Source organism: Azoarcus sp. DN11 (genome assembly GCF_003628555.1).
Taxonomy (GTDB): Bacteria; Pseudomonadota; Gammaproteobacteria; order Burkholderiales; family Rhodocyclaceae; genus Aromatoleum.
Genome location: NZ_CP021731.1, coordinates 2305386 through 2319555 on the forward strand (window position 1 = coordinate 2305386; position 14170 = coordinate 2319555).

The 14170-nt window shown below is 66.0% G+C and carries 11 protein-coding genes; 5 read left to right on the forward strand and 6 right to left on the reverse strand.

Annotation, left to right across the window (positions count from 1 at the left end):
- The first annotated feature begins 121 nt into the window (after positions 1–121).
- Positions 122–1441 carry a phenylacetate--CoA ligase PaaK gene (gene paaK, locus CDA09_RS10505; protein WP_121428576.1) on the forward strand — a complete coding sequence of 440 codons (1320 nt, stop codon included), beginning with the start codon at positions 122–124 and terminating at the stop codon, positions 1439–1441.
- 13 nt (positions 1442–1454) lie between these two features.
- Positions 1455–2660: a 3-oxoadipyl-CoA thiolase gene (pcaF, locus tag CDA09_RS10510; RefSeq protein WP_121430819.1), complete on the forward strand. Its 1206-nt coding sequence runs from the start codon at positions 1455–1457 to the stop codon at positions 2658–2660.
- A gap of 69 nt (positions 2661–2729) precedes the next feature.
- On the opposite strand, the gene CDA09_RS10515 is transcribed toward pcaF, so the two are convergent.
- From CDA09_RS10515 to CDA09_RS10530, 4 genes are all read right to left on the reverse strand, one after another.
- Positions 2730–3743 (reverse strand): XdhC family protein, encoded by a 1014-nt coding sequence (locus tag CDA09_RS10515; RefSeq protein ID WP_121428577.1) that lies wholly within the window; start codon positions 3741–3743, stop codon positions 2730–2732.
- Between the two features lie 40 nt (positions 3744–3783).
- Positions 3784–6024, reverse strand: a complete 2241-nt coding sequence (locus CDA09_RS10520; protein WP_121428578.1) for a xanthine dehydrogenase family protein molybdopterin-binding subunit — start codon at positions 6022–6024, stop codon at positions 3784–3786.
- An 11-nt stretch (positions 6025–6035) separates the two neighbouring features.
- Complete coding sequence (locus tag CDA09_RS10525) at positions 6036–6509, reverse strand: (2Fe-2S)-binding protein (RefSeq protein ID WP_121428579.1); 474 nt, start codon at positions 6507–6509, stop codon at positions 6036–6038.
- Positions 6510–6594: 85 nt separating this feature from the next.
- On the reverse strand, positions 6595–7587 hold the full coding sequence (locus CDA09_RS10530) for an aldo/keto reductase (RefSeq protein WP_121428580.1): 993 nt from the start codon (positions 7585–7587) through the stop codon (positions 6595–6597).
- Between the two features lie 216 nt (positions 7588–7803).
- Here CDA09_RS10530 and CDA09_RS10535 point away from each other — a divergent pair, with 216 nt between their 5' ends.
- Complete coding sequence (locus CDA09_RS10535; RefSeq protein ID WP_121428581.1) at positions 7804–8769, forward strand: LysR family transcriptional regulator; 966 nt, start codon at positions 7804–7806, stop codon at positions 8767–8769.
- Between the two features lie 51 nt (positions 8770–8820).
- On the opposite strand, the gene CDA09_RS10540 is transcribed toward CDA09_RS10535, so the two are convergent.
- Positions 8821–9213 carry a universal stress protein gene (locus CDA09_RS10540; protein ID WP_121428582.1) on the reverse strand — a complete coding sequence of 131 codons (393 nt, stop codon included), beginning with the start codon at positions 9211–9213 and terminating at the stop codon, positions 8821–8823.
- Positions 9214–9438: 225 nt separating this feature from the next.
- A complete protein-coding gene (locus tag CDA09_RS10545; RefSeq protein ID WP_121428583.1) occupies positions 9439–10338 on the reverse strand; it encodes a LysR family transcriptional regulator in 900 nt (299 codons plus the stop codon).
- A 132-nt stretch (positions 10339–10470) separates the two neighbouring features.
- On the opposite strand from CDA09_RS10545, the gene CDA09_RS10550 reads away from it, so the two are divergent.
- Both CDA09_RS10550 and CDA09_RS10555 read left to right on the forward strand, forming a co-directional pair.
- Positions 10471–12615, forward strand: a complete 2145-nt coding sequence (locus tag CDA09_RS10550; RefSeq protein ID WP_121428584.1) for a thiamine pyrophosphate-dependent enzyme — start codon at positions 10471–10473, stop codon at positions 12613–12615.
- On the forward strand, positions 12612–14129 hold the full coding sequence (locus tag CDA09_RS10555; protein WP_121428585.1) for an indolepyruvate oxidoreductase subunit beta family protein: 1518 nt from the start codon (positions 12612–12614) through the stop codon (positions 14127–14129). Before CDA09_RS10550 ends, CDA09_RS10555 begins: the two co-directional genes overlap by 4 nt.
- Positions 14130–14170: the final 41 nt, after the last annotated feature.

The window sequence follows — 14170 nt, forward strand, 5'->3', positions numbered from 1 at the left end:
GGCACAAGGAGAGCCGGACCCGAAAAGATCGAAAGAAATACCCCAGCACCAAGGACGGTGAAGCGGACCCGGACAGGAAGGTCCGCCGCCGTCCCAACCCCACAGAGAGAGGAGTACCGGAATGAACGCACGCATGGAACATGGCATCGGCTTCGACCCGATCGAGACCGCGAGCCGCGATGAGCTGAGCGCGCTGCAGCTCACGCGCCTGAAACAGACCATTCAGCACGCCTACGACAACGTGCCGCACTACCGCCGCAGCTTCGAGGCGGCCGGCGTCCACCCGTCCGACCTGAAGACGCTCGCGGACCTGTCGAAATTCCCCTTTACGGTGAAGAAGGACTTCCGCGACAACTACCCCTTCGGCCTCTTCGCCGTGCCGCGTGAGGAAGTCGTCCGCGTGCATGCTTCCAGCGGCACGACCGGCAAGCCGACCGTCGTCGGCTACACGCAGAACGACATCAACAACTGGGCGAACCTCGTCGCACGCTCGATCTACGCCGCGGGCGGGCGCAAGGGCGACGTCGTGCATATCTCCTACGGCTACGGCCTCTTCACCGGCGGCATGGGCGCGCATTACGGCGCCGAGCGTCTGGGCTGCACCGTGGTGCCGATGTCCGGCGGCCAGACCGAGCGCCAGGTCCAGCTGATCCAGGACTTCCAGCCCAAGGTCATCATGGTGACGCCGTCCTACATGCTCAACATCCTCGAGCAGTTCGTGCGCCAGGGGCTCGATCCGGCCGATTCGTCGCTGAAGATCGGCATCTTCGGCGCCGAGCCCTGGACCGAGGCCATGCGTCACGAGATCGAGGCGCGCGCCGGCATCGACGCGGTCGACATCTACGGCCTGTCGGAAGTGATGGGGCCGGGCGTCGCGAGCGAGTGCATCGAGAGCAAGGACGGCCCGGTGATCTGGGAAGACCACTTCTACCCCGAGATCATCGATCCCGAGACCGGCGAAGTGCTGCCGGACGGGGAGGAAGGCGAGCTCGTCTTCACGTCGCTGTCGAAGGAAGCGCTGCCGGTCATCCGCTACCGCACGCGCGACCTCACGCGCCTGCTGCCACCGACTTCGCGCTCGATGCGTCGTATCGGCAAGATCACCGGCCGCTCGGACGACATGCTGATCATCCGTGGCGTGAACGTCTTCCCGAGCCAGATCGAGGAGCTGATCCTGAAGCAGAAGGAGCTGTCGCCGCACTACCAGCTCGAGCTGACCCGCGACGGCCACATGGACAAGATGGAAGTCGTCGTCGAGCTCTCGCTCGAAGCGGCCGAGCTCGGACCGGCGCGCCAGCAGGAGATCGCCAAGCTGCTGCAGCACAACATCAAGTCCTACATCGGCATCAGCACCAAGACCACGCTGGCGCAGCCCGGCTCGCTGTTCCGCTCGATCGGCAAGGCCAAGCGCCTGGTCGACAAGCGCAACCTGACGGTTTGAGGAGGCGATGAACGTGAACAACGCCTACATCTGCGACGCCATCCGCACCCCCTTCGGCCGCTATGGCGGCACGCTGTCCGCCGTGCGCGCCGACGACCTCGCGGCGCTGCCGATCCGTGCGCTGGTCGAACGCAACCCCGGTGTCGACTGGGCCGCCGTCGATGACGTGATCTACGGCTGCGCCAACCAAGCCGGCGAGGACAACCGCAACGTTGCGCGCATGGCCGCGCTGCTCGCGGGCCTGCCGCAGGACGTGCCCGGCACGACGGTCAACCGCCTGTGCGGTTCCAGTCTCGACACCGTCGGCATGGCCGCGCGGGCGATCAAGTCGGGCGAAGCCGACCTGCTGATCGCCGGCGGCGTCGAGAGCATGAGCCGCGCGCCTTTCGCGATGGGCAAGGCCGACACGGCCTTCTCGCGCAGCGCGAAGATCGAGGACACGACCATCGGCTGGCGCTTCGTGAATCCCGTGATGAAGGCGAAGTACGGCATCGACTCGATGCCCGAGACCGCCGAGAACGTCGCGCAGGAATTCTGCATCAGCCGCGCCGACCAGGACGCGCTGGCGCTGCGCAGCCAGCAGCGCTGGGCGGCGGCCAACGAGGCGGGGCTCTTCGCGAGCGAGATCGTGCCGGTGGCGATCCCGCAGAAGAAGGGCGAGCCGAAGCTCTTCACCACTGACGAGCATCCGCGCCCGGAGACGACGCTTGAGACGCTGGCGAAGCTGAAGGGCGTCGTGCGCCCGGACGGCACGGTCACGGCGGGCAACGCCTCGGGCGTGAATGACGGCGCGTGCGCGGTGCTGCTCGCCTCGGAAGCCGCCGTGGATCGCTACCGCCTCAAGCCGCGCGCCCGCGTGGTCGCGATGGCGGCTGCGGGACTCGCGCCACGCATCATGGGCTTCGGTCCGTCACCGGCGTCGAAGAAGGTGCTCGCGAAGGCCGGCCTGACGCTCGCCGACATGGACGTCATCGAGCTCAACGAAGCCTTCGCCGCGCAGGCGCTGGCGGTGACGCGCGATCTCGGCCTGCCCGACGACGCGGCGCACGTGAACCCGAACGGCGGCGCGATCGCGATGGGCCACCCGCTGGGTGCGTCCGGCGCGCGCCTCGTGACGACGGCGCTGAACCAGCTCGAACGCACGGGCGGCCGCTACGCGCTGTGCACGATGTGCATCGGCGTGGGGCAGGGCATCGCGCTGATCATCGAGCGGGTGTGAGGCAGTAAGCAGTTGTCCCGATTCGCCGTCGAGTCCGGGGGGACCCTCACACGATGCAGCCTTGCGCGGCTACCCGCGTTGTTCGTGCAGCGGCTTCCCGGCCTCGATGCCGACCTGTGCGGGCAGCACCACACCGTTCTTTTTCGCCACCACTTCGGCCATGATGGACAACGCGATTTCGGCTGGCGTCTTGCTGCCGATATAGAGCCCCGCCGGACCGTGCAGGGACGCCAGCGCGGACTCCGAAAGGCCGAAATGCGTCGCGAGCCGCTCGCGTCGCAAAGCCGTGTTGCGCCGCGAGCCGATCGCGCCGACATAGAAGGCGTCGGACTGCAGCGCATCGATCAGCGCGAGGTCGTCGAGTTTGGGATCGTGCGTCAGCGCCACGACGGCGGTGCGCGCGTCGGGCTTCAGTCGCAGGATCAGATCATCGGGCATTTCGCGGCTGATCTCGACGCCCGGCAGGGACCACGCCGCGTGCCGCTCGACCCGCGGGTCGCAGACAATGACCTCGAATCCCACGCCGCGCGCGATTTCGCACAGGAAACGCGACAGGTCACCGGCGCCGATGACGATGATGCGGAACTGCGGCCCGAGGTAGGCCGTGAGACGCCGCTCGTCCAGATGCGGCACGCCGTCCCGCCGGCCTTCCCGCAATTCGACCTGCCCTGTGGCGAGGTCGAGGATGCGCTCAACACTGCGGCGCTGCTCGCAGGCCGTGAGCAGCTCGTCGAGCCGGGTATGCGGCAATACGGGTTCCAGCACCAGTTCTATCGTGCCGCCGCAGGGCAGGCCGAAGCGGTGCGCCTCGTCGGCGGAGATGCCGTAGCGCTGGATGGTCGGTGCCAGGGACTCGCAGATCGCCTCGATTCCGCCGTTGCGGATGCGTTCGATCAGGTCGTCCTCGATGCAGCCTCCCGACACCGACCCGACGGTCGCCCCGTCCGCGCCGATCGCCATCAACGAACCCGGCGGACGCGGCGAAGAACCCCAGGTGCGGGCGACCGTGACGAGCACGACCGGCAGGCCCTGGGCCACCCACGCGCACGCGGTGCGCAGAGCGAGGGTGTCGAGATCTTCCATTGTCGTTTCCTTGAAGATGTCCCGTGCCCGCCGTGCAACATCACGCGAGCTTGAAGGGGAGTTCGCGGATCGGCCTCCCTGTCAGCCGCGCGATGGCGTTGGCGAAGGCCGGCGCGAGTGGCGGCAGGCCCGGTTCCCCCATGCCCGTGGGCGGCTCGGCGCTGGGCACGATGTGCACCTCGATCGCAGGCGTGTCGGTAATGCGCGCGACCGTGAAACCGTCGAAATTGCGCTGCTCCACTTCGCCATCCTTGAACGTGATCGCCGAGCCCGGAAGGCAGGTCGACAAGGCCATCATGGCGGCGCCTTGCACCTGCGCTTCCACCCCGCGCGGGTTCACTGCGAGATTGCAATGCACCCCGGCAACCACGCGATGGAGCGCCGGCCGGCCCTGTTGCACCGAAGCCTCCACGACGTAGGCGACCACCGAACTGAAGGATTCATGCACGGCCACCCCCCAGGCGCGGCCTTCGGACAGCCGCCGCTTGCCATAGCCGCTCTTGTCCGCCGCCAGCCGTAGCGCGGCGCGATGGCGGGGATGCTGGTCGCCGAAGAGGTCCATGCGATAGGCGACCGGATCCTGCTGCGTGCTGCGGGCGATTTCGTCGATCAGTGTTTCCATCACGAAGGCGGTGTGGGTCGAGCCGACGCTGCGCCACCACAGCACGGGGACGTTGAGTTTCGGGTGATGCACGATGAGGCGCATCGGCAGCGGATAAGGTTCGCGCATGCCTTCGACCGCGCTGTGGTCGACACCGTTCTTCACCATGCCGCCTTCGAAAGGCGTCCCTGCGGCGATCGACTGGCCGACCAGCACGTGATCCCACGCGAGCACCCGGCCGCGCTCGTCGAAGCCGATCCGGGCGCGATGCAGATGCATCGGGCGGTAATAGCCGCCGCGGATGTCGTCCTCCCGGCTCCAGATCATGCGAACCGGCGCGTCGATGCCGGCCGCGCGGACCGCCTTGGCCACCTCGCAGGCCTCGACGACGTAGTCGCTCGTGGCGACCGCGCGACGGCCGAATCCGCCGCCGGCCATCTGCACGTTCACCTTCACCTGTTCCGGCTTCAGGCCCAGCACGCGGGCTGCCGCCAGTCCGTCGATTCCCGGGAACTGCGTGCCGACCCACAGCTCGGCGCCTTCCCTGCCGATCCGCACCGTGCAGTTGAGCGGCTCCATGGGCGCGTGGGCCAGGTAGGGAAAGACGAACTCGGCATCGATCCGGTGCGGTGCACTGTCGAGCGGCGCCATGTCGGCGTCGAAATGGCGCGGACCAGACTGGCCGGCCAGCTCGCGGTACTGCGCCAGCTGGCGCGCGCTGTCTACGCCCTCGACCCCGTTCGTATCCCACTCCACCTTCAGCGCCTCGCGGCCCTGCCTCGCAGGCCAGTAGCCGTCGGCCACCACCGCGACGCCTTCACCGCCCCGTTCGAGCGGGATACGCACCACGGTCTTGACGCCCTTCACCAAGTGCGCCGCCGCGTCGTCCACGGTGCGCGGTCTCGCGCCAAAGACCGGCGGGTGGGCGATGACGGCGGTGAGCTGGCCGGGCAGCCGCACATCGATCCCGAAGTCCTGGCGACCGCTGCTCTTGGCGCGTGCGTCCAGGCGCGGCGTCGGGTGTCCGATGAGCCGAAAATTCTTCAGGTCCTTGAGCGCGACGCGCCCGGGCACGGGCTGTGCCATCGCCGCCTCTGCCAGTTCGCCGTAGCTCAGCCGGCGCCCTCCCGGACCGAGAACCTGGCCCGACGCGGTACGCAACTTCGCGGCATCGACCTTCCATCGCGCCGCCGCGGCGGACACCAGCATGGAACGCGCACGCGCGCCGAGCTCGCGATACTGGACGAAGCTGTTCTTGACCGAGTTGGAGCCCCCGGTCATGTGCATGCCGTAGGCCGGATCGACATAGGCCGGCGAGTTGTCACCGAAGCGCGTCCGTACCTTGCTCCAGTCCGCATCGAGTTCCTCGGCGAGGATCATCGGCAAGGCGGTCTGGACGCCCTGGCCGAATTCGAGGCGGTTGATCGCGACGGTCACGACACCTTCCGCATCGATGTGGAGGAAGGCGGACGGCTGCTGTGTGGGCTTGAGGGCGTCCGTCTGCGCGGCAGTACCCTGCGCCGCGGCCACCAGCGGAAAGGCACCGAGCGCAAGCCCGCCGAGACCGGCGAGTTTCAGGAAACTGCGGCGGGACATCGCGGGGTCCGGCGCTGGAACGTCACGCTCCAGCAGGTCGCGCAAGGCGGGCGGCAATTGATCGGGGAAGAAGTCGGGCAGCATGTCGGTCTCCGTCAGGCGAGCGCGCGGGCCGCGTCGGCGACGGCAGCACGGATGCGGGAGTAGGTGCCGCAACGGCAGAGGTTGCCCGCCATCGCGGCGTCGATTTCTTCGGGCGTGGGCTGCTTGCCTTTGGGCAGCGATTTCAGGAACGCCGTCGCGCTCATGATCTGGCCGCTCTGGCAGTAACCGCACTGGGCGACGTCGTGCCTGACCCAGGCGTCGCGGACCGCCGCACCGACTCGGTCACCGCCCTCGGTGGCCGCTTCGATGGTGGTGACCTTGCGGCCCTCGACAGCGGAAATCGGCGTCACGCACGAGCGGATCGCCTCCCCGTCCAGATGAACGGTACAGGCGCCGCACAGCGCAGCCCCGCAGCCGAATTTCGTGCCGGTGAGGCCAAGGGTATCCCGCAGCGCCCATAGCAAAGGCGTGTCCGGGGGCAGGTCGAGCCTGTGCTCATGGCCGTTGATGTTCAGGATGATCATTGTTCTGGGGTGCTCGATGGGGTGGGGGAGGGCAGGGCGGAGGCATTCGCGGCCGCGCGTTCGGCGGCCTTCACGACAGGCCCGGTCACAGGCCGGTCATCTTCTCGAGGGCTTCGGGGTAACGCCCGCCCTGGATCCTGATCCGCGCGGCCGCGGTGCTGATTTCCTCCAGGTCGCCGGGGCTCAGTTCAAGGGCGGCCGAGCCGAGGTTTTCCTCGAGGCGCGAGAGGTGGCTCGTGCCCGGAATGGGGACGATCCAGGGCTTCCGGGAAAGCAGCCACGCCAGGGCAACCTGGGCGGGTGTGGCGCCGTAACGCTGGCCGACGGTTCTTAGCAAGTCGACAAGCGCCTGGTTTGCCGCGATGGCGTCGGCACTGAATCGCGGGATGATTTTGCGCAGATCGCCTTCCTTGAAGGTCGTGCCCGGGTCGATCTTGCCGGTGAGGAAGCCCTTGCCGAGCGGGCTGTAGGGGACGAAGCCGATGCCCAGATCCTCCAAGGCCGGCAACACCGAGTCCTCGGGCTTGCGCGTCCACAGCGAGTATTCGCTCTGCACGGCCGTAAGCGGCTGCACGCTGTGGGCGCGCCGGATCGTCTGCGCGGACGCTTCGCACATGCCGAAGTGACGCACCTTGCCGGCCTGGATCAACTCCTTCACCGCGCCCGCCACGTCCTCGATCGGTACCTCGGGGTCGACACGGTGCTGGTAGAAGAGATCGATCACCTCGATCCCGAGCCGCTTCAGCGACGCGTCCGCGACCGCCTTGATGTGTTCGGGGCGGCTGTTGAGCGCGATCTTGCCTCCCGTGGCTTGCGAGTAGGTCGCGAAGCCGAACTTGGTCGCGATCACGACCCGGTCGCGGACGGGAGCGAGGGCTTCTCCGACCATCTCCTCGTTCGTGAACGGGCCGTAGATCTCCGCAGTGTCGAAAAACGTCACGCCGCGTTCGACGGCGGCGCGAATCAGGGCGATGCCTTCGTCCTTGGTCACCGATTTGCCGAACCCGAAATTCAGGCCCATGCAGCCCAGGCCCAGGGCGGACACGTCAAGGCCGTTGCCGAGTGTGCGAGTTTTCACGAAGCACTCCTGTTTTGAGTGTGATGCATTTCAGTTGGCCCTTCGCACTGGCGAGAGACCTCACGGATGCGCGGCCGATTGAGCTGCCTCTCGATCCGTTATTTTCGTGGCATGAAGCTTAGGGGCTGGATTGTTCAGCGTATAGCGCGCAAAGGCTTGAACCAGTATCAATAAAAAATTGATAATCCCGGCGGAATCGGTGTCGGGAGCCTTGGGATGCCTATCAACGAGATGCGCGCGATCAGCACCTTCACGAAGGCGGTCGAGCTGGGAAGTTTGCGCAAGGCCGCGGCAGCGCTCGGGGTCAGTCCCCAGGCCGCGAGTCAGGCCGTGGCGCAGCTCGAGCAGCACCTTGGGGTGCGTCTGCTGCACCGCACGACCCGACACATCGCCCTGACCGACGAGGGGCAGCAGTTCCTGGAGTCGGCCCAACCGGCGATGGCGATGCTCGAACGCGCCCTGCAGCGCGTCACGGTTGCCAAGGACGAGATCGCGGGGCCCCTGCGCATCATCGCGCCGCGATCGAGTTTCGCCACGCTGCTATGGCCGGTGATCAACGCGTTCTGCGAGGAATATCCGGACGTGCAGCCGGACCTCCATCTCGACGACCAGATCGCGAACTGGGTGGAGGAGCGGGCGGACGTGGGATTCCGCATCGGTGCCCCGCCCGAAGAGGGGCTGATCGCCCGCAAGCTCTTTGTGGTGTCGCTCGTGATCTGTGCCGCCCCGAAGTATCTCGAGCGCCACGGGATACCGAAGACGCTGGACGAGCTATCGGATCACAGGTGCAGCATGTTCCGCCGTCCGGTGACGGGGCAAGTCTATCCGTGGTTTCTCAAGGTGGGCGACGAGCTGGTGCAGCGGGAGTTCCCGCCCGCCTTATCGACCAACGATACCGAGACCGAACTGCAGGCGGTGCTAGACGGCAGGGTCATCGGACAGCTCGCCGCATTCTCCGCGGTGCCGCACCTGCGCGCGGGCCGTCTGGTGCCCGTGCTCACGCAGCACATGACCGACCACATGAGCGTCCATCTCTTCTACGGCAGTCGACGAGCGCAGCCCGCGCGGGTGCGCAAGTTCATCGACTTCGCGGTGGAACGCCTCACCGACAGTCCCGATTACGTCCTCAACGAGCGCGAGATCCGCGAGATGACGGGGAGGACGAGGTTTCCGCCTTCGTAGTACGGCCCGCAGGTCGCCGCAGCGGATTCCCGCGCGGAACCGCTCTGCGCGTCAGCCGGCCTTGACCGCGAGCACGGGGCAATCCATTTTCAGCAGCAGGTCTTGTGCCGTGCTGCCAAGTAAAAGCTTGCCCACGGGCGAACGCTTGCGCAGGCCGATGATCACGAGGGATGCGTGGAGTTTCTCGGCCAGGTCCTCGATTTCCTCGACGGCCGTATTGCCGCGCACGAACTGCTTGAACTCGGCCTCCACGCCGCAGGATGCGAGCCGCTTCTCGATGTCCTCGGCGTCCGCGCAGTCCGCGAGCGACGGATCGTCCGACGTGCCGCCGGGACCGGCGTTGACAACGACGAGACGTTCCTGGAAACGCCCGGCGAGCTCGATACCCTTTTCCAGCGCGGCGCGCCCTTCGGGGTGAGGTGCATAAGCGACGATGATGGTCATGGAGGTTCCTCGTAACGCGTTACAGGACACGATCATCGTACACCGCGGAACCCGATATCGGATGCCTCCATGCCGAATCGAAAGCGATACCCGCGAATGATTCTTTCTCGATCTCCCCGTTTCGCGAAGAAATCTTTCCTGGGAGTTGCACCGTTCGGCGGAAGGGGGTGAGTCGCATGAATACTGAACGGGCGAGGCATGCCGCCGTGCCGCTCGTCTTCGTGCCTAGGGTTCGCGGAGGATCGCTTTGAGACGCTCCAGCAGCCACGCAACCGAAGGATTGGACTCGTGCCGGGGATGCCAGTACATCTTGACCTCGAAGTCTGCGAGGGGCATTGGCGCCGGCAGCGCGACGACTTCACTTTGCATTGCAAAGATGCCTGCGATGCGCGAGGGCAGCATCACGACCAGGTCGCTCTGCGCGATGAGCTGCGGTAGTGCCGTGAAGTAGGGCGTGCGAATGAAGGTTCGGCGCGATATGCCCAGGTCGGTCAAAGCGTCCTCGGCGAGTTGATGACCGGAAAACGTCGACGAAACAACGACGTGCCGGCTCGCGCGAAACCCATCCAGCGTCATCGGGCCGATCCGTTCGGCGTGCCGCTTCCCCAGCAGACACATGTAGTGCTCACGAAATAGCGTGAAACTTCGCGTCTGACCGCCCAGTGACGTCAGGTTTCCCAGTGCAACGTCGATTTTCATCGCTGCAAGTTGATCGGCTATTTCGGAAGTTGACACCTGATGGACATCGAACACGACGTGAGGTGCGATGCCGCTGAATCCGCGCTCGATCGGCGGCAGGAAGTACATGCTTCCGACGTCCGACATCGCGAGATTGAAGATGCGATTGGCAGTGGCCGGGTCGAAACGATGCGTTTCCTCGATGGCTTTGCCGATGACGGCAAGTGCGTCACGAAATTTCGGGTAGAGCGCTTCGGCGCGCGGCGTCGGCTTGAGGTTGCGTTTGTCGCGCACGAAAAGCAGGTCCGCGAGCTCTGCGCGCAGCCTGGCGAGGCTGTAGCTCACCGAGGGCTGGGTGATGTCGAGTCGCTCGGCGGCGGCGGTCACGCTGCGGGTTTCATAGATCGCAACGAAGACCCGTGTCAGGTTCAGATCGAAGGATGTCATTAATAGATGCCGTCTATTTGTAACATACAATAAATCGGTTGGATCAATGTGTATAGCTCGCTACGCTTCCCCCCACAACAACGCGAACCGGCGACTTGACCGGCCAAGCGGATAAAACGGAGAGACAGAAGGATGGAGCGTTCCTTTGGTGCCGAGGTCGGCAAACTGACCTTGGGGCAAGGCGAGATTTTCCACGGTGAGGGCATCCTCGCGGTTGCCAAGGCTCTGCTGCAGTCGGGGGTGAGTTACATCGGCGGCTACCAGGGGGCGCCGGTGTCGCACCTGATCGATGTGCTTGGCGACGCGCGCGAACTGCTGGACCGACTGGGCATCTATTTCGAGAGCAGTGCGTCCGAGGCAGGCGCGGCCGCGATGCTCGGGGCCTCCATCAACTATCCCCTGCGCGGCGCGGTCACCTGGAAGTCCACGGTCGGCACCAACGTGGCGTCGGACGCGCTGTCCAACCTGGCGTCCGCGGGTGTCAAGGGCGGCGCGCTCGTCATCCTGGGCGAAGACTATGGTGAAGGCTCCAGCATCATTCAGGAGCGCACCCATGCCTTCGCGATGAAGTCGCAGATGTGGTTGCTGGATCCGCGACCCAATTTGAACTCCATCGTCGATACGGTGGAGAAGGGCTTCGAACTGTCCGAGGCGTCCAATACGCCGGTAATGCTGCAATTGCGCATCCGCGCGTGTCATGTTCATGGCAGTTTCGTCTGCCGCGATAACCGGCAGCCCGCGCATTCGCGCAAGCATCTCCTTGAAACGGCGGAATTCGACTACGGCCGTATCTGCCTGCCGCCGTCCATCTATCAGCATGAGCGGGCAAAAATCGAAGCGCGCTGGCCGGCGGCGCTGGATTTCATCCGGTGCGAAGGGTTGAACGAGGTTTTCGACGGCGAGAGCAAGGACGTCGGCATTATCGTTCAAGGCGGACTCTACAACGGGCTGATGCGCGCGCTGCAACGGGTGGGCCTGGCGGATGCCTTCGGTCGCAGCGATCTCCCGATCTACGTGCTCAATGTCGTCTATCCGTTGGTGCCGGACGAGGTGCTGGACTTCTGCGCCGACAAGCGCGCGGTGATGCTGGTGGAAGAGGGGCAGCCGAAGTACCTCGAGGACGCGATTCAGGCCATCCTGCGCCGGGCCGGCGCGGGCACGGAACTGCACGGCGGGCGAATCTTCGCTCTTGCCGGCGAATACAGCGGGGAGGTGCTGCTGAAAGGCGTCGGCGCCTTTGTCGAGGCAATGGGCCTGGCACCGGCAGCCGCGACCGGCACGGATGTCGAGGCAGCACGGCTGCTCGGCCTCAGGGAGCAGGCGACTGCCGAACTCGGTGCCCCGGTACCGGCGCGCCCTCCCGGATTCTGCGTCGGCTGCCCGGAGCGGCCGGTGTTTTCGGCGCTAAAGCTGTTGCAGCAAAGGACGGGGGCCATCCACGTCAGTGCCGACATCGGCTGCCATACGTTCGGCACGCTGCCGCCCTTCAACATGGGCAACACGGTGCTCGGTTATGGCCTGGGGCTCGCGAGCTCGTCTGCGGTGGGGCCGATGCTGAACAAGCGCGTCGTCAGCATCATGGGCGACGGCGGCTTCTGGCATAACGGTTTCACCTCGGGCGTCGTGAATGCGGTCTACAACGGCCACGATTCGGTGCTGGTCATCCTCAAGAACGGCTACACGTCGGCGACCGGCACCCAGATCATCCCGTCCTCCAGGCAGGTGGACGCGCGGCCGGAACTCGACATCGAGCGTGCGCTCGAGGGAGTCGGCGTGCGCTGGATCCGCAAGGTGCCCAGCTACGAGGTGTCGCACATGGTGCGCACACTCGGCGAAGCGATGAGTACGGCGGAGCCGGGGCTCAAGGTCATCATCGCCGACGGTGAATGTCAGCTCGAGCGGCAGCGTCGGATCAAACCCGAGGCGGCGCGCCGGCTCAAGGCGGGCGAGCGGATCGTGCGCACCCGCTTCGCGGTTGACGACAGGGTGTGCACCGGTGACCACGCCTGCGTGCGCTTGTCGGGATGCCCGTCGCTCACGATCAAGCCGAATCCCAATCCCCTGCGCGTTGACCCGGTTGCCACGGTAAACCAGGGGTGCGTCGGCTGCGGCCTGTGTGGCGAGGCCGCGCACGCCGACACTTTGTGCCCGTCCTTCTACAAGGTCGACATCGTCCAGAACCCGAGCCGCTGGGACCGTTTTCTCTACCGGATGCGGCAAGCGGTGATCTCCCTGCTCGCTGCCCGCGATTCTTTTCCTGCCGGAGCCCCCCAATGACACACAGACCGGTCTCCATCCTCATTGCCGCACTCGGTGGCGAAGGCGGCGGGGTGCTCGCCGACTGGATCATCGACGTGGCCACCGAACTCGATTTTCCGGTGCAGAGCACTTCGGTGCCGGGCGTGGCGCAGCGCACCGGGGCGACGAATTACTACCTTGAAGTGTTCCCGTTTGCGCGTGCGGAGCTTGGCGGTCAAGTGCCGGTGCTGTCCCTGACCCCGGGGCCTGGCGACGTCGACATTGTCGCCGCCTCGGAGCTCGTCGAGGCCGGGCGGGTGATGCAGAGCGGCTTCTCGGATCCGGCACGGACGGTGCTGGTCTTCTCCACCCATCGCGAATTCGCGGTGTCAGAGAAGATCGGCATGGGCGACGGTCGCTACGATCCGAACCGGGTGTTCGATGCCGCGCGCCGGTTGGCGCGCGAGGTGATTGCCTTCGACATGCGTGAAATCGCCTGGCAGCAGGGCACCATCATCAACACGGTGCTGTTCGGGGCGATGGTCGGTTCGGGTTGCCTGCCGTTTCCGCGCGAGGCGTGCGAGGCCGCAATCCGGCGTTCCGGCAAGGCGGTCGATGCCAGTTTGCGCGGTTTCGAAGCAGGATTCAGCCGCGCCCGCGCACGCATGACGGCGGCAGTGACGGACGACGGTTCGCTGCGTGTTGCAGCGGACCGCGCGCCGGTGGCCGATTTGCCGCCCGCCGTGCGCGCGGTCGCGGCGGAAGGCTATGCGCAGGTGCGCGACTACCAGGACGCGGCTTATGCGGAACGTTACCTCCAGCGGCTGCGATCGGTCTGTCTCAAGGCAGGCGATGCAGAAGAGATCGGTGCGGAAGCGGCCCGTCACCTCGCGTTATGGATGACCTACGAGGATGTCGTTCGCGTTGCCGAACTGAAGACTCGTCGCTCGCGAATTACCCGGGTGCGTGCTGAAGTCGGCGCACGGCCGGGCGAGCCGGTGCGCGTCACCGAGTTTCTCAAACCGCGCCTGGAGGAAATCTGCGCGGTGCTGCCAGCGGGGCTTGCGCAGCCGATCGCACGGATGTTAAAGGGCTCGCGCCTTGCCGAGGGCATGACCTTGCGGCTGCGGACCGACACCGTGTCCGGTTTCGCACTTCTGGCGCTACTGCGCTGCCTGAAGCCCTTGCGGCCGCGAAGCCTGCGCTTCGTCCAGGAACAGCGGGCGATCGAGGAGTGGCTGGCGGCGATAGAGCGGGCCGTGCCGCGCAGTCCCTCATTGGCGCTCGAGATTGCACGCTGTGGCCGCTTGATCAAAGGCTACGGCGATACGGCCGAGCGTGGTCAGCGCAGCCTGCGGCTGATTCTCGAACTGGTGGAACAGGGCAGCGACGATCTCGAAGGGTTGGCGGGGCGGGTGGGTGCGGCGCGGACTGCTGCATTGGCCGATCCGGAAGGGCGCGCACTCGCCGGAGCCCTCGGATTGTCTCGGCCCGAGCCGAAGCCGCAACCGATTCGCATTTTTAGCAGGACATCGACCGCCGCTGGTAGTTGAAATTACAATTGTTTTGCGTACAACATAAAACACACTGAAGG

Coding starts and splice junctions, on each gene's coding strand:
- CDA09_RS10520 (WP_121428578.1), bottom strand. CDS start 6,024: ATGCTGCCCGACTTCTTCCCCGATCAATTGCCGCCCGCCTTGCGCGAC.
- CDA09_RS10515 (WP_121428577.1), bottom strand. CDS start 3,743: ATGGAAGATCTCGACACCCTCGCTCTGCGCACCGCGTGCGCGTGGGTG.
- CDA09_RS10525 (WP_121428579.1), bottom strand. CDS start 6,509: ATGATCATCCTGAACATCAACGGCCATGAGCACAGGCTCGACCTGCCC.
- CDA09_RS10540 (WP_121428582.1), bottom strand. CDS start 9,213: ATGACCATCATCGTCGCTTATGCACCTCACCCCGAAGGGCGCGCCGCG.
- CDA09_RS10545 (WP_121428583.1), bottom strand. CDS start 10,338: ATGACATCCTTCGATCTGAACCTGACACGGGTCTTCGTTGCGATCTAT.
- paaK (WP_121428576.1), top strand. CDS start 122: ATGAACGCACGCATGGAACATGGCATCGGCTTCGACCCGATCGAGACC.
- CDA09_RS10555 (WP_121428585.1), top strand. CDS start 12,612: ATGACACACAGACCGGTCTCCATCCTCATTGCCGCACTCGGTGGCGAA.
- CDA09_RS10550 (WP_121428584.1), top strand. CDS start 10,471: ATGGAGCGTTCCTTTGGTGCCGAGGTCGGCAAACTGACCTTGGGGCAA.
- CDA09_RS10535 (WP_121428581.1), top strand. CDS start 7,804: ATGCCTATCAACGAGATGCGCGCGATCAGCACCTTCACGAAGGCGGTC.